Genomic DNA, 16,798 nt, shown 5'->3' with positions numbered 1-16,798 from the left:
TATGGATCTTCAAGCGGTTCGATCGAGTAAAAACAAATGTTCAGCAGGTGCCGACCTACAAGATGAAGATCTTTCCCATGCGGACTTGAGGGGTGTCAATTTAGCTGGAGCTAGACTCGCAGGGGCTGATCTGACAGGCGCTAAACTCTCTGGAGCCTCTTTAGACGGAGCCAACTTGATCGGTAGCCAATTAGTCGGGGCTGACCTTCGAGCTAATTTGACAGGTGCCAATCTGATGCAAGCTGACTTGACCGAAGCAGATTTGCGCGGAAGCAATCTAAGAGGTGCCAACCTGATGCGCGCGCAGCTCACTCGTGCTGCCCTCACAGGGGCTTTTCTCAGTGGTGCCAACTTAATGGGTGTCAGCTTTCAAGGGGTTGATATGCGGGGAGCAGATTTGCGGGGTGCCAACTTGAGCGGCGCAAATCTGCACGGTGCCAATTTGAGTCAGGCAGATCTGCAAGGCGCACTTTTATCAGAAGCCAACCTAGAAGAAGCTGATCTGCAAGGCGCAAATTTAGCAGGCGCAAATTTAGCAGGCGCAAATCTGTTGTGTGCAGATCTACAAAACGCCAACCTAGACGGAGTAAATCTTGCTGGGGCGTGTCTCATCGGAACTCACCTGGATGAGCCAGCTAAGTCTTCGGATCTGTAGGGCGAGACGATGCAATCTTCATTCCTAATGCGATCGCGCCCAGTGCCACCATTCCCGTCAAGCTTGCCAACGGGTTTCCACCTATTCCCGTCAACCAGTCGGGCACTTGATTTGAATATTTGGTCAGTTGCCCCACGTTGACCATGTAGTAACCCCAAACTAACCCGCCGTGTAGCCCGATCGAGAGTCCTAATCTGCCTCCACTAGCGCGTTTTGCCAACACCAACGCTAAACCCAGAAGGATGAGCGCAGGAACTTGGGCGATAGATCTGGGCGCGTGCAGCAAAGCAAACACGATCGCGTTAATCCACATCGCTCTTTGCAGACTGTAATCTCTCTGCAACTCATCTAGCAGCCAGCCTCTAAACAAAAGCTCTTCAGCGAAACCAATTCCTAGCCCTGTTAGGGAACCTTCTAAGATGATGCGAGGCAGAAACGGCTGAGGAGATAACCAAGTGACCCACCCCAAAACGCCTTGAACGGCAAACATTAACAGAAGGCTGATTAGCCCGATCGCTAAACCCGTCAGAAAATTAATGCCGTTCCTGCGAGTTTTTACCAGACCATATCGTTTGAGTAAGTCTGGCTGATGATAAACATAACGTCCCCACAACCGCACTAAGAAGATAAATTCTGCGTAGAGCAGAAGTATCGTTACGATCGAAGCCGTGTTTGAATCGTGAACTAGCCAGTTTGTTAGCCCAACGAAAGGTGCCCATATCAGCAAGAGCATCAGCACAAACACCCCGATCCGAAAAGGAGCGGGGTAGGTAGACAGGCGTTCAATCCTAGATTTCAATTTATTGTTTGCTACTCGTCGGGTTCGATCGTACTCTGTAGCCCGTTCGCTTTGAGCGTCTCGCTGTAAAACTCTGCATGCTCTTGTTCACACGTAATCACCAACGCAAGCCCATTTGTGTGAGCCTCCATCATGATGTTCACCGCCTGGGGCTGGGTTAAATTGGGCACTGTTTTTGTGAGAACCTGCACCACATGCTCCATCGAATTGTAATCATCGTTATGGAGTAAAACCTTATAGCGAGGCGCAAGTTTTCGTGATGTTGAACGCTTCTCAATAGTTTCAACAGACACAGTTCTATCCTCTCCGTAAACTATCAACAACTAATTAAAAGACCAGCACATTACGATAATCACCTTTTTCAGCCCTGACAACGCTGTAAATTGATTGGTTTCCCAATGTTCTTCAGGCTTAGCTCACAGGCTGTTGAAAGAAAAAAGTTTTTATGAATGGCTCTTGTCTAGGTTAACGCTTCTTCACAGGAATTCGCCACCCTTAGAGAAACTGATGAGCGTGCTTTCTCGAAACGGAACCGCTCTCAGAATACCTACAGCGTTATAACGGTAGCCGTTGGCATAATCAGCCATCTATGATCAATACAGTGCAACTGCTAGTTAAATGCAACCTATGGATCTGGATTCACAATATCAAGGGTCGAAAGCTTGGGTTTCTAAGTTTCAACCTTCACAGATTGTCTGTCTTGAGCTTAATGCAACCCGCCTCTATGCCGAAGTGGTGCAAATTGTGGAAGCTCGCCGCTTATGCTGGGCACGTCCTCTAGTTTTAGTAATAGGTTCATCAGAGACGGCAAACTCTTCTCAATCGTTTGAGCATCGATCAAAAAACTCACCCTGCTGGCATGATTTGCGGCAGGGAGCAGACTTGTTATTGCCTGCAATTCTGTTTCGTCCAGCTTTGGATGTCGAAGCCATTCCGGTGCTGTCGTCTCTTTATAGCCTGGATGAGATTGCCGACTCGACTCCACAAGCGATAACCGCTCATCACCAGCTTCGTGAGTTTATTCGTCAACTCTGTCAATTTTATCCTGATGCGTTTTCTGACAAGCTAGGGGCTGGGCACTAGTCGAATCCGACCCGCATCCATTTCAGCCATTAGCAGCTCAAGCGCTTCGTAGTCCACGTCAGAAATGTGTCCTTGTCGCGTTAGTTCGTAGTTAATCTCGTTCTCGATATCAGGAGTCAAACATTTGAAGTAAAGCGCTTTCCCTACCAACTGACGCATGTTCTCACTAGTTTTCATATAAGGTTGTGACGACTCTATACCTTAGAATTGTCTATCGATCGTTTCACTTTTAAGGTGATCCAACCCATAGATCTGAGGTGATTTAGGTCACCAAAGTTTTTGGGTAAGTTTCAGTGTTAGTCTAAGCCCGTAGTTTTGTACGTATTTATACATTAACTTCAAAAGCTTACTGAAAAGTTTAAACAATAGGGCTTATCTAATAAAGATTTCGCAAAACAATGCAGTTGATATATGCGATGCACTCGATGTGCGGTTATCGTCGGAGCATCGGCATCAAGTTTTTTAGTTTAGAAATCAAGGGATTAAGATAATGCAGAGCGTACTTATTCGTCGTCAAACCATCGTCATTTGTCCCAAGGGATTTGTCAACGCAGCAAATGCGTCGGCGCTTCAAAATCAGCTAGCGATCGCCGTAGAGTCAACGCACAACTCTGATCTGCTCATAGATATGCGTGATGTTGAGTCTTTAGATAGCGCTGGACTGATGGTGCTGGTTTCTACGCTAAGTCTGGCTCAAAAGCAAAATAAGCGATTTAGTGTGTGTTCGGTATCTGCCTCGATTCGCATTATTTTTGAGTTAACTCAGCTCGATCGCGTATTTGAGATCTTTGAAAACTCAGCAGCGTTTGAGGCAACAGCTTAAGTATGTAAATCGACTCAACGCTGTTCCATCCGCTTCTAAAGCAACTTCACGGTTCGCGCTGCGGTCAATACCTTGCTAAAACTTCAGTATACTGAAGTGTCGATCTCTTCAGACCTCAAGCAAGGTGGTTTAACCGTGGCAGTTGCAGTCGAAGCATTACTGACTCCTGATATCCTGCGTCCTGCTCGATATTTGGGCAATGAGCTAGGTGCCATTCATAAGCCTTGGGAAAACACCACAGTGCGGTGGATATTGACTTACCCGGAGGTTTATGAAGTCGGAGCATCTAATCTGGGGCACATTATTCTCTACAGCATTCTAAATGCCCAGCCTCGTCAACTGTGCGATCGGGCTTATCTGCCTGCACCCGATCTGGCGCTTAAACTCAAAACGACCCAAACCCCTTTATTTGCAGTTGAGTCACGGCGATCGCTGACTGAGTTTGACATCCTTGGCTTTAGCCTCAGCTATGAGTTAGGAGCCACTAACATTCTAGAAATGTTGGATTTAGCAGGCATCCCTCTAACTTGGCGCGAACGGACTAATCAGTCCTATCCCTTAATTTTTGCAGGCGGACAAACCGCAACCTCTAACCCAGAACCCTACGCCGACTTCTTCGATTTCATCGCTTTAGGAGATGGCGAAGAACTGCTTCCCGAAATTGGGCTGATTTTAGAAGAAGGAAAAGTAGCCAAGTTGAGCCGTGAAGAACTGCTCTTAGATTTGGCACAAATACCGGGCGTTTATGTCCCTCAGTTTTATGACATGGCAGAAGATGGATCTGTGTACCCGAATCGCCTGGATGTCCCTGCCCGAATCTTGCGACGAGTGGCTGATCCGATGCCTGCTTATTCGATCGGGCTTGTTCCCTATGTCGAAACGGTTCACGATCGCTTAACTATCGAAATTCGTCGCGGCTGCACGCGGGGCTGTCGCTTCTGCCAACCTGGAATGCTGACTCGCCCAGCACGAGATGTCGAACCTGAACAAGTCATTGACGCGATCGAGCAAGGAATGCGGGCGACAGGCTATAACGAATTCTCTCTGCTGTCTCTAAGCTGTTCAGATTATCTAGCGCTGCCTGCCGTTGGCATGGAGATTAAGAATCGGCTAAAAGACGAAAATATTACCCTGACACTGCCCAGTCAACGGGTCGATCGCTTCGACGAAAACATTGCCAACATCATCGGCGGAACTCGTCAAGGTGGCATTACGTTCGCCCCCGAAGCGGGCACTCAACGAATGCGAGACATCGTGAATAAAGGGTTGACTAACGCGGAACTGCTGCGAGGGGTCAAAACTGCGGTCGAACAAGGTTGGGACAAGATTAAGCTCTACTTCATGATCGGTTTGCCAGGTGAAACGGATGTCGATGTGTTGGGAATTGTCGAAACGATGCGCTGGTTGAGACAAGAGTGCAGTAAGCAAGGCAGAAGACGGTTAGATTTCAACGTTACGATTTCTAACTTCACACCCAAACCGCATACTCCCTTTCAGTGGCACTCGGTTTCTACGACTGAGTTCAAGCGTAAACAAACTCTTTTGAAAGCAGCCTTTCAGGGTCTGCGCGGCGTAAAAATTAATTTCACTGACGTTCGCATCTCAGCAATGGAAGATTTTGTCGGTCGTGGCGATCGTCGCTTGTCATCCGTCGTTCGCCGAGCTTGGGAACTCGGTGCAGGCATGGATGCCTGGTGGGAAAGCCTCGATCAAGCCTTTTCTGCATGGACGCGGGCGATCGATGAGTCGGGCTTAACCTGGAAATATCGTAAAGTTGAGAACGGCGAATGGAACGTCTTTGAACAGGGTAAAGACGACGAAGGACAATCAAAATCTCATTCCTCCCTGGATGACGCACTTCCGTGGGATCACATTGATACAGGAATTGACAAACAGTGGCTCAAAGATGACTTGCAACGGGCACTAGAAGCCGCGATCGTCCCCGACTGCTCGTTTGAAGGATGCTCTCATTGTGGCGTGTGCGGTGTAGATTTTGGACATAACGTGGTCGTTCCGCCGTTGCCAATTCCTCAGTTTGCGGGGCACTTTCAACCCAACCAACAGCGATCGCAACGGCTGAGAGTTCGGCTGGGCAAAGTGGGCGAGATGGCGTTAATCAGCCATTTAGATTTGATGAGACTGTTCGATCGTGCCGTGCGTCGTGCATCTCTTCCTGTAACATTTACAGGCGGATTTCATCCTGCACCTCGAATTGTCTCTGCCAACGCACTGCCGTTAGGAACTACCAGTTCTGGCGAGATTGTGGACTTTGACTTGACCGAAACGATCGACCCCAAGGTTTTTTGGGAGAAGCTTGCCGCTAAGCTGCCGTCCGAAATTCCTATTTATAGTGTTGAATCTGTTGAGGTCAGTGCCCCCGCTGCTACTCAACTCCTAGAGAAAGCTGAGTATCAAATCACGGTTGACTTTACCAAAGCGGCTTCCTTGGCTCAGTGGCAAGAGTGGATTGACACCATCAAAGCAAAAGAAGAAATTTGGTTTGAGCAAACGACAAAATCAGGAAAGGTGCGATCGATTAACCTGCGCGATCGGCTCTTTGACCTGGCAGCGATCGAAGTAAACGAGTTGCAAGCTGTCTTTCGATACATTGGAAGTTGCCGCAACGATGGAACTCTGCTGCGTTCTGACCATGTTCTCTATCTACTAGAACAAGCTTCACAGCAAGAGTTGCGGATGCTTCAAACTCACCGGAGTCACCTGATTTTGTCGGGCGATTAAACGAGTTTCTCAGTAAGGTCACGGTCTTTGACGCAGCCTGAAATTTTGTTCACTCTCGAAAATTTCAGCTAAATCTGAGCGAATTCTCCAAATTTAGTAGCAGAGTCATGTCTACACGCTATAATGCTTTGCATCAGAGGCAGTTGTGGACTACAATTCCCCGTGGTTGCCGCCGGGTGAATTGCATTAGATGCTAGTCACAGCTTAACTCTTGCTAGACTTTCCGCTCATCGTTAATCTGTATGCAAGATTTGATTCGTTTAGTGACGGATCGAACTGCTCGACAGATTACAGCTTGTGTATTGACTCGTCTGACACTGAAGCGCCGGGCTTGAGGTTAAGGGTTTAGTAAACCTCAAACCATTGGCAGCTTCTAGGTATACGTGGCTTTAAAGGTTTAGCTCACAAAATTTAAAAAAGCGAGAGGCGCAAGAACTTCGATGCCCCCACCGCTGCCAACTTTGAGGAAATTGAATGACCAAGCAGATTGTTATCGCTGAACAGCATAGAATTGCTGCTGTTTTTTCGGAAGATCAGATTCAAGAGATTATTGTTGCGACTGGAAGCCACCAGGTTAGTGATATTTACCTAGGAATTGTTGAAAATGTCCTTCCTGGGATAGACGCTGCCTTCGTTAACATTGGAGACTCAGAGCGCAATGGGTTCATCCATGTGAGCGATCTGGGCCCTTTGCGGTTGAAGCGGGCAGCAGGTTCAATCACTGAGTTGCTGGCTCCTCAACAAAAAGTTCTCGTGCAGGTGATGAAGGAACCCACTGGCAATAAGGGGCCTCGCCTGACAGGAAATGTTTCGCTGCCGGGACGCTATCTAGTCTTGATGCCTAACGGTCGAGGCGTTAACTTATCTCGGCGCATTCGCAGTGAAAATGAGCGGAACCGTTTGAGAGCATTAGCCATTTTAGTCAAACCTGCGGGAATGGGGCTGGTGATTCGCACAGAAGCTGAAGGGATGCCTGAAGAGGCAATTATTGAGGATTTAGAAACGCTGCAACGGCAATGGGAGTCAATCATTCAAGAAGCTGGCTCTACTCGTGCCCCAGCATTGCTAAACCGCGACGATGATTTTATTCAGCGCGTGCTTCGAGATGTCTATAGTTCAGATGTCAATCGGATTGTGGTGGACTCTCACACTGGGCTAAAACGGGTCAAGCAGCAACTGGTTAATTGGGGTGGAGGAAAGTCTCCTCAAGGAGTGCTGATCGATCATCACCGTGAACGTATCCCAATGCTGGAATATTTCCGGGTGAATGCTGCGATTCGGGAAGCGCTGAAACCCAGAGTAGACTTGCCTTCTGGCGGATATATTATTATCGAGCGCACCGAAGCATTAACAGTCATTGACGTAAACTCTGGCTCGTTTACCCGATCGGCAACCGCGCGCGAAACGGTTCTCTGGACTAACTGTGAGGCAGCAACCGAAATTGCCCGTCAACTGCGTCTCAGAAATATTGCGGGAGTGATCATTGTAGACTTCATCGATATGGATGCTCGGCGTGACCAACTGCAAGTGCTCGAACATTTCAATAAAGCTCTCAGAGCCGACAAGTCTAAACCGCAAATCTCCCAACTCTCAGAACTGGGGCTGGTTGAACTGACTCGCAAACGCCAGGGCAAGAATATCTACGAACTGTTTGGTCGTCCTTGTGCGACTTGCGGTGGATTGGGGCTTTTGGCTCACTTGCCTGGAGAATCACACGATGACGAAGGGGAAAACCTGGAACGATCGGCAGTGTCTCTCAGAGAAAATCGTGAGAGCCGTCGCCTTCCAGAACCTCGTCGAGAACTTCCTGCCACAAACGATTTGTTTTGGGAAGGGGATGATGCTGACGGAGACAATGGCGATCAGGATCTAGAGTTACTCAATCATCCTAGCTATCAAGAGCGAGGGCGAGGCGGCGCAAATCGTCGTCGCCGCCGTCGCGTGGACAGTCCCACAACCAGTCCCACAACCAGAGAAGGCGTGAGTGCAAAGGGTGTTCCTTGGGAAGAACCCACTCGCTACATTCCCGCGCCTGCCACGGTAGCTCCGGTCATTTCGAGATCGGAACCGATCTCTGAACCACCATCTTCCCCTGCTGTTGAAGAGGTTTTCACTTCAGTAGAGGTTAGACCCTCTGAGGATAAGCGAGGTCGCCTGCCTCGACGCGGGGCGGTTAAACCAACTGCTGAGCCGCCTGAGTCGATCTATGTTGAGATGACTCCAGACGAGCAAGACGTTTATGCGTGGATGGGAATCTCACCGATCGTGCTCACCACTCAGGAGTTGAAAAATCCGAAATCGGCAAACATCTTTGTAACCCTACCAGGGCAAGCTCCTCCTACACCACCCGTTGTAGCAACTGAAGCTCCAACGATCGAGGATGAAGACTTTGCGCCAGACGTGGAGGCTGCTCCTTCACAAAATTCTGAATTGGTCTCTCTGAAAGTCAGGAAAAAGCCTTCTACTAGAGTGGTTGATGAACCTCTTTTGACTTCTGACCTCATTGAAGAAGCTCCCTCAGAACCGAGTTTAAATGAACAGCCTGCACCCGAACCGGAAGAAGAGGCCCTAGTGACTCGTCGTCGTCGCCGCCGATCTTCTGCAACTACAGGCGAGTAGATATAGCAATCCTCCTGAAAGATTTGTGGGATGGGCATCCTGCCCGTATAGGCTAGAAGCCTGTCTCACTCTTACAACTGAGATGGGATTGCTATAGCTCCTACGCTAAAGTCTGTAATTTGATCAACGCTATGGCAAAGAATCCAGGCTTGGAGGTTGAGCAAGCCTTCTGGCAGCAGGGGCAACTACGAATCGCAGGAGTAGACGAGGTAGGACTTGGAAGTTTGTGTGGCCCGATCGTGGCAGCCGCGGTGTTGCTTCCAGCTCATTGCCCAATGATTGCAGGAGTTCGCGATTCTAAACTTCTATCTGCTGCCCAGCGAGACCGTCTCTTCACCCAAATTCTCAACCAGGCGACCTCGGTTGGAGTCGGAATTGCCACCGTTGCAGAAATCGAACAGTTTAATGTGCTCAGAGCATCTCATCTAGCAATGCAGCGATCGTTACGTCGCATTGCGCCAATTGATCATGCCCTGATTGATGGACGTGAAATTAAGAAGGCAGATTTGGGGGCGCACACAGCGATCGTTGATGGAGATGCGTCTTCTTATGCGATCGCCTGCGCCTCGATTATTGCAAAAGTGCGCCGCGATCGTTTCTTAAAGCGTTTGGCGAAGCGGCATCCGGGTTACGGCTGGGAGCGCAATGCTGGCTATGGCACAAAAGAACATTTGAACGCGATCGAAAAGCTTGGTATCACTCCTTTTCATCGTCGCAGCTACGCTCCGATTCAAAAAGCTCTACTTCAATGGGAATGATTCAACTAGGATGCGGGATGATTGACTGGAAATAAATTTCTTCCTTGAGAAACTTCCGTTTCTGATTGACTGGTTGCCCAATTGCGATAGTCGAGCAGGAGTTGATGAAGTAATCTTTGTTTGATGGTACTCAAAACACTTAGCAGCAAACCATTCCCGGCTCTCTCTAGCAAAAACTTGGGAGTTAGCAGAAAAGGCGGCGGCAACTCGACTTGCACTTCTAGATCGGCTCTCCCTTTCAGATAGGTGGTTTGCTCGATTTGAGTAGGATAAAGCTGCCCAACAAGATTGAGAGAAAAGCGTTGGTTAATATATTCAACGCCACGAATTTCACACGCGATCGACTTCACATTAATCGCTCCGTTAGAATCTGCCCACACCCTCATATCCACGGTCGGTTGAATGCTAAGAGACAGAAAATTCAACGGACGCATCGTGAGACGAAACTGATCGTCATTCAACAGTTCGATTCGACTAGAAGCGGCAAGGGCAGTCACCACTCGCTGGGGCTGGCGCAAATAGTGAGCGATCGGAATCGGCTGTTCTTGAACAACAATTTCAACAGATTGAGAAGCGGCAAACCGAATATCCATTGATAATAATGTAGGGGTTTAATGAATGAGAAGTAATCGTTAAGTAATTCTAACTAGCTTCTCATAAATTGAAGTAGCCCTATCGGAATATTAAAAAATTGTTTAGAAAAAGAGTAGTAAGATGGCAATCTCGATCGCGCACCTGGGTCCTCCTGGCACTTATACAGAAGCGGCTGCGATCGCGTGTCTAGATTGGCTAAAGCAGGAGACAGGACAAGATGCCATTCTGTGTCCTTATCCCAGTATTGGTCAGACGCTAGAGGCAGTTGCTTCTAAAGAAGCGCAGATGGCAGTAGTGCCGATGGAGAACTCGATCGAAGGCAGTGTCACCATGACGCTGGATAATCTTTGGCAGTTAGACACCTTAAGAATTCAGCGCGCGTTAGTCATGCCGATTTTTCATGCGTTGCTCTCTCGTGCTGAAGATTGGGAAGCGATTCGCGTCGTCTATTCTCATCCTCAAGCGCTAGCTCAATGTCAGAAATGGTTAGACAATTTTTTGCCAAAAGCCCAGCCGATCGCGCTCAATTCCACCACGGAAGCGCTGCAATATTTAGATGGGGATCCGACGATCGCGGCAATTTCCTCCCAGCAGGCTGCCCAGTTGCACCACTTGCCGATTCTAGCTTGCCCAATCAATGACTATCCGGACAACTGCACTCGATTTCTATTATTGAGCTTAACTCCCTCTCCAGGGGGCGCTTATACCTCTCTAGCCTTTAGCGTTGGAGCAAACCAACCCGGAGCGTTGGTGACACCCCTCCAAATCTTTGCAAAGCGCTCGATTAACTTGAGCCGTATTGAGTCACGTCCTACCAAACGCTCACTGGGAGAATATCTCTTCTTCATCGATCTAGAAGCTGATGCTAGAGGAGCCTCAATGCAGTCAGCTTTAGTAGAGTTAGCCGACCACACTGAAACGCTCAAGATCTTCGGAAGTTATGACGTTTTGTCGATCTGACTACCAACATCCTCTCAGGCAGAAGTATCTCCAAGCGTGTCTTTAAGAACGGTACGGGCAGCTAAATGATTACGCGTCGAAGTTAAGATTTCTGCTTCGCGATCGAGCCGGGCGGCGGTGTCCTGCATCTCTAAAAGTGATTGCTGTTCGTCTGCCACTCCATAGAGATTGCTGGCAACCCAGTAAGACAACTCAGTCGGCAAATCTGGGATCGTCTCAGGCAGCTCGATTTCTTGCCCGGTTAGCTTCGCAGATAAACGAACCACGTCTTGCAATAGTTGACTCACATTATTAGAGAGGGGTCTTAAGTCTTGAACTGGTGGATGATCCTCAATCCATTCGACTAAGCCAACCCGATAGGGTTTTTCGCGGACATATTCTAAAACTCTAAACCTTTGCTGCCCTAACGTCCAAACCTTCATGCGATCGTCAGGCAACCGATGAAATTGAACGATCTCTGCACAACATCCTACTAATGCAGGCTTACCTTGCACCTGATCCCACATCAGCACCCCAAAGCGACGATCGCTTTCGAGGACAGTGTTCATCATCATTCGGTAGCGAAACTCAAAAATGTGCAAAGGCAGAGGTCTACCCGGAAATAAAACCACCTCAGGTAGTGGAAAGATGGGAAGTTCTCGAACTGCGATCGATGAGGTTGCCATTATTCGTCAACTGTAAAGACTGCTCCTCTTATTACTCTAGCCCATCTAGAGCTAGGGGATCGATACAGAGAGACGGTTTCAGGGGAAATTTATATACGTAAAACGCAGGGAGACAACTTGATCATCCCTGCATTTAGTCAATTTGGATAACGTCAGTGTTGGCTTATAGTTTCACTTCAATGTCAACGCCTGCTGGTAAATCGAGCTTCATCAAGGCATCGATTGTTTTAGAAGACGGCTGATAGATATCAATGATGCGATGGTGAGTGCGTGTCTCAAAATGCTCACGAGAGTCTTTGTCAACGTGAGGTGAACGCAACAAACAATAGATGCGACGACGCGTAGGGAGAGGAATAGGGCCGACTGCTGTAGCGTTTGTGCGGTTAGCGGTGTCTACGATCTTCTCACAGGAAGTGTCTAGAAGACGGCGATCAAACGCTTTCAAACGAATCCGAATTTTTTGCTGCTGAATCGTTGCCATGAGTAGTTCTTTAAATTGTCTAGGTTCTGGATTAAATCAAACATTAAAGCTATCAGCAGTCTCGCTAGATAGCTCTGACTGCTGATAGCCGCCTACAGTCCGTTAAAACTACTTGAGGATCTTCGCGACGACCCCTGCACCTACCGTCCGACCACCTTCACGAATTGCAAAACGCATTCCCTGTTCAATGGCAATTGGGTTGATCAGTTCAACGGTCATTTTGATGCGATCACCAGGCATCACCATCTCAGCCTCACTTCCATCGTCAGAGGTAAAGTTGCTGATGGTGCCAGTTACGTCGGTTGTCCGCACATAGAACTGAGGACGGTAGCCAGGGAAGAAAGGCGTATGACGACCGCCTTCTTCCTTCTTAAGAATGTACACTTCAGATTCAAACTGAGTGTGAGGCGTGATCGAACCGGGCTTGGCGATTACCATCCCGCGCTCAATATCTTCCTTTTTGAGACCCCGAAGCAGAATACCCGCGTTGTCGCCAGCTAGACCCTGCTCAAGACTCTTCTTGAACATCTCAATCCCGGTCACAGTAGTCTTCTGGGTGTTCCTGATGCCGACTAACTCGACTTCATCTTGCACCTTGACGGTACCGCGCTCAATCCGTCCAGTTGCGACGGTGCCACGACCAGTAATAGAGAACACGTCCTCCACTGCCATCAAGAATGGCTTGTCCACTTCCCGCGCGGGAGTTGGGATGTAAGCATCAACCTCGTCCATGAGCTTGTAGATCCCATCGACCCACTCGTTGTCGCCCCGCTTTGCCTTAGGGTTTGCAGCCATGAATTCCAACGCTTGCAGGGCAGAACCTGTCACGATCGGAACGTCATCGCCTGGGAAATCGTAGGAACTGAGAAGCTCACGCACCTCTAGCTCAACGAGTTCTAGGAGTTCTTCGTCATCTACCATGTCTTTCTTATTTAAGAAAACCACGAGATGAGGAACGCCTACTTGTTTTGCTAACAAGATGTGCTCACGAGTTTGGGGCATCGGGCCATCAGCAGCAGACACGACGAGAATACCACCGTCCATCTGAGCTGCACCCGTGATCATGTTTTTCACATAGTCAGCGTGACCCGGACAGTCTACGTGAGCGTAGTGACGTTCAGCCGTCTCGTATTCGACGTGAGCGGTGTTAATCGTAATCCCTCTCGCCTTTTCTTCAGGAGCAGCGTCGATCTCGTCGTACTTTCTGCCGGTTGCTTGACCCAGTGCCGATAGAGTCATTGTAATTGCAGCCGTCAACGTAGTTTTGCCGTGGTCAACGTGACCAACTGTGCCAATGTTGACGTGAGGCTTTGTCCGTTCAAACTTTGCGCGTGCCATGTGTTATTGTTCCTCTTTCTGATTATGCGTTCCCTTTGTTCTTTGCGATGATGGTTTCAGCCACGTTACGAGGCACTTCTTCATAATGGCTAAACTCCATTGTAAACGTACCTCGTCCCTGAGTCATAGACCGAATATCGGTGGCATAACCGAACATCTCAGCCAAGGGGACTTTGGTTGCAACCTTCGCAATTCCTCGTTCAACCCCTTGAGATTCAATCTGACCCCTGCGAGAAATCAAATTGCCCATCACGGGGCCGAGAAAATCTTCAGGTACTTCGACTTCGACCTTCATGACTGGCTCTAGAAGGACGGGCGAAGCTTTCATGACTCCATCTTTGATTGCCATTGAGCCTGCAATCTTAAATGCCATCTCATTAGAGTCAACCTCGTGGTAAGACCCATCAATGAGGGTCGCTCTTACGTCAATCAGGGGGTAGCCAGCAAGGATACCAGACTCACAGGCTTCCTTCATCCCTTGTTCAGCAGGCCCGACATATTCTTTAGGAACAGTGCCACCCACAATCTTCGAGACGAACTCAAACCCAGTTCCCGGTTCGCCGGGTTCTACCGTGATCACGACATGACCATACTGACCCTTACCACCACTCTGACGAACGAATCTTCCTTCGGCTTTGACCGCCTTGCGAATGGTTTCACGGTAAGCCACTTGCGGCGCACCTACGTTTGCTTCGACCTTAAACTCACGCATCATGCGATCGACCAGAATCTCTAGGTGGAGTTCACCCATTCCAGCGATAATCGTCTGATTGGTTTCTTGGTCAATGTTGACTCGGAAAGTTGGATCTTCCTCAGACAGAGCTTTCAGCGCTTTGGAGAGCTTTTCCATGTCCTGTTTGGTTTTCGGCTCAACCGCCACCGAGATCACTGGTTCTGGAATAAACAACGTCTCCAGAATCACCTGTGCGTTCTCGTCACAAAGCGTATCTCCGGTCAATGTATCAGACAGACCCGGAATAGCACCCAAGTCACCTGCACGAAGTTCGTCTACGTCAATGCGATCGTCCGCTTTCAAGATGATTAAACGAGAAACCCGTTCTTTCTTGCCTTTAGAGGAGTTCATCACGTAGCTTCCCTTCTTAAGCACGCCAGAATAGACGCGAACGAAGGTCAAGCGGCCCACAAACTTGTCAGACATCACTTTGAATGCCAAAGCAGACATCGGCGAGTTATCATCCGCCCTTCGCTCAACGGTGGTGCCGTCTGCAAGCAGCCCTTGAACAGGAGGAACGTCAAGCGGGGATGGAAGATAGTCGATTACTGCATCCAACATGAGCTGAACGCCTTTGTTTTTGAAGGCAGAACCGCAGAGCATGGGCACGAAGAATTCGCCGTTGACTCCTTCGATCGTACCTTTGCGAATCGCTTTTCTGATTTCTTCTTCAGTTAGCTCCTCGCCAGCAAAGTATTTCTCCATTAGAGCGTCGCTGGTTTCTGCCACCGATTCGATCAGCTTGGTGCGATACTCGTCTGCTAGATCCTTAACGTCGTCAGGAATATCAGTTTCTTCGATGTCTGTACCCGCATCGTTGTTATAGATGTAGGCACGCATCTTCACCAGGTCTACAATGCCTCTGAGCTTATCTTCAGCCCCGATCGGAATCTGAATCGGAACGGCATTTGCGCGGAGCCGATCGCGAACCTGCTCATACACCTTATAAAAATTCGCGCCCGTCCGATCCATCTTGTTGACGAAGACGATTCGAGGAACGTTGTAGCGATTTGCCTGCTTCCAAACGGTTTCAGACTGAGGTTGAACACCACCCACTGAGCAAAACACCGCGATCACACCATCCAACACTCGCATTGAGCGTTCGACCTCGATCGTAAAGTCTACGTGACCAGGCGTGTCAATAATGTTGATCTGGTGATCTTTCCAACTGGTGCTGATAGCGGCGGCAGTGATCGTAATACCGCGCTCACGCTCTTGCTCCATCCAGTCAGTCGTTGCGGTTCCTTCGTGAACTTCGCCGATCTTGTGAACGACCCCTGAGTAGAACAAAATCCGCTCGGTTGTCGTTGTTTTGCCCGCATCAATATGGGCTGCAATTCCAATATTGCGCACTCGTTCGAGCGGGGTTGTACGAGCCACAGCTACCTCCTTGTTCTCTGCCGCATGAGTGAGTTAAGAAGCACGACTGCCTCTATTGAGATTTTAGGCTTTTTAATAGCGATAGTGTGCAAACGCTTTGTTTGCCTCTGCCATCCGGTGAGTTTCCTCACGTTTGCGGATTGCACTTCCCGTTTCGTTGGCGGCATCCATCAACTCGTTGGCCAGCCTAGCAGACATCGTTCGACCAGGACGTTGACGCGAGAATTGAATGAGCCAGCGCAGAGCCAGCGCGATTCCACGATCAGGACGCACTTCCATCGGCACTTGGTAGGTGGCACCACCGACCCGACGCGCTTTGACTTCTACCAAAGGCGTTGCGTTCCGAACTGCCCGCTCAAAAACTTCGAGGGGTTCAGTCCCCGTCCGTTCTTTAATGGTTTCAAAGGCATCATAAATAATGCGAGAAGCCAAAGACTTTTTGCCGCTTCTCATGATTCTACGCATCATCATGCTGACGAGGCGAGAGTTATGAACGGGATCGGGGGGAACTGGACGCTTTTTGACGACAACGCGACGAGACATAGTGAGCCTTCTAGAAAAAAATCAAGGATTTACTTTGGTTGCAACCTTTTCAGGGTGACAGAGGACAGGTAGAAGCCAGAGCGCACAAACAACCTTGAGAAAGTTATGTAAAAGAACTCTCTTCAAAGCTGTTCTCTATGAGATGACTACTAACAAACCAGGGTTAGCTAGATATAAGCTGACGACGAATGAAATCAGATGACTGTAAGAGCCTCAAGCAAATGCTTGATCATCTATACGGGTCTTATGAAGCTTTCTTAGGACGCTTTGCACCGTACTTAGAGCGTGCTTGCTTGCGGTCTTTAACACCTGCGGTGTCAAGAGTTCCACGAATGATATGGTAGCGAACTCCGGGAAGATCTTTTACCCGACCGCCACGAATCATTACGACAGAGTGTTCTTGGAGATTATGACCGATGCCGGGAATGTAAGCCGTAACCTCAAAACCGGAAGTCAAGCGAACCCGTGCAACTTTACGCAGGGCAGAGTTGGGCTTTTTAGGAGTCGTTGTGTAGACTCTCGTACAGACACCACGACGCTGCGGGCAACTCTTGAGAGCTGGAGATTTAGTCTTCTTTTGCGCTTTGTAGCGCTCGTCACGAATGAGTTGCTGGATTGTGGGCATTTT

The 16,798-nt window shown here is 48.9% G+C and carries 17 protein-coding genes; 7 read left to right on the top strand and 10 right to left on the bottom strand.

Annotation, left to right across the window (positions count from 1 at the left end; genetic code table 11):
• Position 1: 1 nt before the first annotated feature.
• Positions 2 to 655, top strand: a complete 654-nt coding sequence (locus C7B65_RS02125) for a pentapeptide repeat-containing protein (protein ID WP_073069239.1) — start codon at positions 2 to 4, stop codon at positions 653 to 655.
• Here C7B65_RS02125 and C7B65_RS02120 read toward each other — a convergent pair.
• Together C7B65_RS02120 and clpS are read right to left on the bottom strand one after the other, a co-directional pair.
• Positions 636 to 1,454, bottom strand: a complete 819-nt coding sequence (locus C7B65_RS02120; protein WP_073069238.1) for a CPBP family intramembrane glutamic endopeptidase — start codon at positions 1,452 to 1,454, stop codon at positions 636 to 638. The two genes, C7B65_RS02125 and C7B65_RS02120, sit on opposite strands and share 20 nt — an antisense overlap.
• Before the next feature lie 11 nt (positions 1,455 to 1,465).
• Positions 1,466 to 1,747: an ATP-dependent Clp protease adapter ClpS gene (gene clpS / locus C7B65_RS02115; RefSeq protein ID WP_073069237.1), complete on the bottom strand. Its 282-nt coding sequence runs from the start codon at positions 1,745 to 1,747 to the stop codon at positions 1,466 to 1,468.
• Positions 1,748 to 2,081: 334 nt separating this feature from the next.
• On the opposite strand from clpS, the gene C7B65_RS02110 reads away from it, so the two are divergent.
• Complete coding sequence (locus C7B65_RS02110; RefSeq protein WP_073069236.1) at positions 2,082 to 2,537, top strand: hypothetical protein; 456 nt, start codon at positions 2,082 to 2,084, stop codon at positions 2,535 to 2,537.
• On the opposite strand, the gene C7B65_RS02105 is transcribed toward C7B65_RS02110, so the two are convergent.
• Positions 2,520 to 2,714, bottom strand: coding sequence for a hypothetical protein (locus C7B65_RS02105; protein ID WP_073069235.1), 195 nt, complete (start codon positions 2,712 to 2,714; stop codon positions 2,520 to 2,522). The genes C7B65_RS02110 and C7B65_RS02105 overlap by 18 nt on opposite strands.
• Before the next feature lie 313 nt (positions 2,715 to 3,027).
• Here C7B65_RS02105 and C7B65_RS02100 point away from each other — a divergent pair, with 313 nt between their 5' ends.
• The 4 genes from C7B65_RS02100 (at position 3,028) to C7B65_RS02085 (ending at position 9,476) form a co-directional block, all read left to right on the top strand.
• Positions 3,028 to 3,360, top strand: a complete 333-nt coding sequence (locus C7B65_RS02100; RefSeq protein ID WP_073069234.1) for an STAS domain-containing protein — start codon at positions 3,028 to 3,030, stop codon at positions 3,358 to 3,360.
• A gap of 135 nt (positions 3,361 to 3,495) precedes the next feature.
• Positions 3,496 to 6,099 carry a TIGR03960 family B12-binding radical SAM protein gene (locus C7B65_RS02095; RefSeq protein ID WP_106253889.1) on the top strand — a complete coding sequence of 868 codons (2,604 nt, stop codon included), beginning with the start codon at positions 3,496 to 3,498 and terminating at the stop codon, positions 6,097 to 6,099.
• A 474-nt stretch (positions 6,100 to 6,573) separates the two neighbouring features.
• Complete coding sequence (gene rne / locus C7B65_RS02090; RefSeq protein ID WP_073069233.1) at positions 6,574 to 8,718, top strand: ribonuclease E; 2,145 nt, start codon at positions 6,574 to 6,576, stop codon at positions 8,716 to 8,718.
• 131 nt (positions 8,719 to 8,849) lie between these two features.
• Entirely contained in the window at positions 8,850 to 9,476 is a 627-nt protein-coding gene (locus tag C7B65_RS02085) for a ribonuclease HII (protein WP_073069232.1), read from the top strand.
• 5 nt (positions 9,477 to 9,481) lie between these two features.
• Here the strand turns inward: C7B65_RS02085 and C7B65_RS02080 are convergent, their stop codons facing one another.
• Entirely contained in the window at positions 9,482 to 10,069 is a 588-nt protein-coding gene (locus C7B65_RS02080) for a DUF1997 domain-containing protein (protein ID WP_073069231.1), read from the bottom strand.
• 121 nt (positions 10,070 to 10,190) lie between these two features.
• Here C7B65_RS02080 and pheA point away from each other — a divergent pair, with 121 nt between their 5' ends.
• Complete coding sequence (gene pheA, locus C7B65_RS02075; protein WP_073069230.1) at positions 10,191 to 11,030, top strand: prephenate dehydratase; 840 nt, start codon at positions 10,191 to 10,193, stop codon at positions 11,028 to 11,030.
• A 14-nt stretch (positions 11,031 to 11,044) separates the two neighbouring features.
• Here pheA and C7B65_RS02070 read toward each other — a convergent pair whose 3' ends face one another.
• From C7B65_RS02070 to rpsL, 6 genes are all read right to left on the bottom strand, one after another.
• A complete protein-coding gene (locus tag C7B65_RS02070) occupies positions 11,045 to 11,695 on the bottom strand; it encodes an LON peptidase substrate-binding domain-containing protein (protein ID WP_073069229.1) in 651 nt (216 codons plus the stop codon).
• Between the two features lie 163 nt (positions 11,696 to 11,858).
• On the bottom strand, positions 11,859 to 12,176 hold the full coding sequence (rpsJ, locus tag C7B65_RS02065) for a 30S ribosomal protein S10 (protein ID WP_073069228.1): 318 nt from the start codon (positions 12,174 to 12,176) through the stop codon (positions 11,859 to 11,861).
• Positions 12,177 to 12,284: 108 nt separating this feature from the next.
• Positions 12,285 to 13,514 (bottom strand): elongation factor Tu, encoded by a 1,230-nt coding sequence (gene tuf, locus C7B65_RS02060; protein WP_073069227.1) that lies wholly within the window; start codon positions 13,512 to 13,514, stop codon positions 12,285 to 12,287.
• Positions 13,515 to 13,536: 22 nt separating this feature from the next.
• A complete protein-coding gene (gene fusA / locus C7B65_RS02055) occupies positions 13,537 to 15,627 on the bottom strand; it encodes an elongation factor G (RefSeq protein ID WP_073069226.1) in 2,091 nt (696 codons plus the stop codon).
• 72 nt (positions 15,628 to 15,699) lie between these two features.
• Positions 15,700 to 16,170, bottom strand: a complete 471-nt coding sequence (gene rpsG / locus C7B65_RS02050) for a 30S ribosomal protein S7 (RefSeq protein ID WP_073069225.1) — start codon at positions 16,168 to 16,170, stop codon at positions 15,700 to 15,702.
• A 244-nt stretch (positions 16,171 to 16,414) separates the two neighbouring features.
• Positions 16,415 to 16,795 (bottom strand): 30S ribosomal protein S12, encoded by a 381-nt coding sequence (gene rpsL / locus C7B65_RS02045; protein ID WP_073069224.1) that lies wholly within the window; start codon positions 16,793 to 16,795, stop codon positions 16,415 to 16,417.
• Positions 16,796 to 16,798: the final 3 nt, after the last annotated feature.

The sequence above is a fragment of the Phormidesmis priestleyi ULC007 genome, assembly GCF_003003695.1.
In the GTDB taxonomy this organism is placed as follows: Bacteria; Cyanobacteriota; Cyanobacteriia; order Leptolyngbyales; family Leptolyngbyaceae; genus Phormidesmis_A; species Phormidesmis_A priestleyi_A.
The sequence above is the reverse complement of the archived record's forward strand: the minus strand, read 5'-3'. Positions and strand labels throughout refer to the sequence as shown.

What these genes read in the sequence shown, in the direction of transcription:
- C7B65_RS02070 (WP_073069229.1), bottom strand. Translation starts at nt 11,695, where the DNA reads ATGGCAACCTCATCGATCGCAGTTCGAGAACTTCCCATCTTTCCACTA.
- tuf (WP_073069227.1), bottom strand. Translation starts at nt 13,514, where the DNA reads ATGGCACGCGCAAAGTTTGAACGGACAAAGCCTCACGTCAACATTGGC.
- rne (WP_073069233.1), top strand. Translation starts at nt 6,574, where the DNA reads ATGACCAAGCAGATTGTTATCGCTGAACAGCATAGAATTGCTGCTGTT.
- C7B65_RS02105 (WP_073069235.1), bottom strand. Translation starts at nt 2,714, where the DNA reads ATGAAAACTAGTGAGAACATGCGTCAGTTGGTAGGGAAAGCGCTTTAC.
- rpsJ (WP_073069228.1), bottom strand. Translation starts at nt 12,176, where the DNA reads ATGGCAACGATTCAGCAGCAAAAAATTCGGATTCGTTTGAAAGCGTTT.
- C7B65_RS02100 (WP_073069234.1), top strand. Translation starts at nt 3,028, where the DNA reads ATGCAGAGCGTACTTATTCGTCGTCAAACCATCGTCATTTGTCCCAAG.
- C7B65_RS02080 (WP_073069231.1), bottom strand. Translation starts at nt 10,069, where the DNA reads ATGGATATTCGGTTTGCCGCTTCTCAATCTGTTGAAATTGTTGTTCAA.
- rpsL (WP_073069224.1), bottom strand. Translation starts at nt 16,795, where the DNA reads ATGCCCACAATCCAGCAACTCATTCGTGACGAGCGCTACAAAGCGCAA.
- C7B65_RS02085 (WP_073069232.1), top strand. Translation starts at nt 8,850, where the DNA reads ATGGCAAAGAATCCAGGCTTGGAGGTTGAGCAAGCCTTCTGGCAGCAG.
- C7B65_RS02110 (WP_073069236.1), top strand. Translation starts at nt 2,082, where the DNA reads ATGGATCTGGATTCACAATATCAAGGGTCGAAAGCTTGGGTTTCTAAG.
- rpsG (WP_073069225.1), bottom strand. Translation starts at nt 16,170, where the DNA reads ATGTCTCGTCGCGTTGTCGTCAAAAAGCGTCCAGTTCCCCCCGATCCC.
- C7B65_RS02125 (WP_073069239.1), top strand. Translation starts at nt 2, where the DNA reads ATGGATCTTCAAGCGGTTCGATCGAGTAAAAACAAATGTTCAGCAGGT.
- pheA (WP_073069230.1), top strand. Translation starts at nt 10,191, where the DNA reads ATGGCAATCTCGATCGCGCACCTGGGTCCTCCTGGCACTTATACAGAA.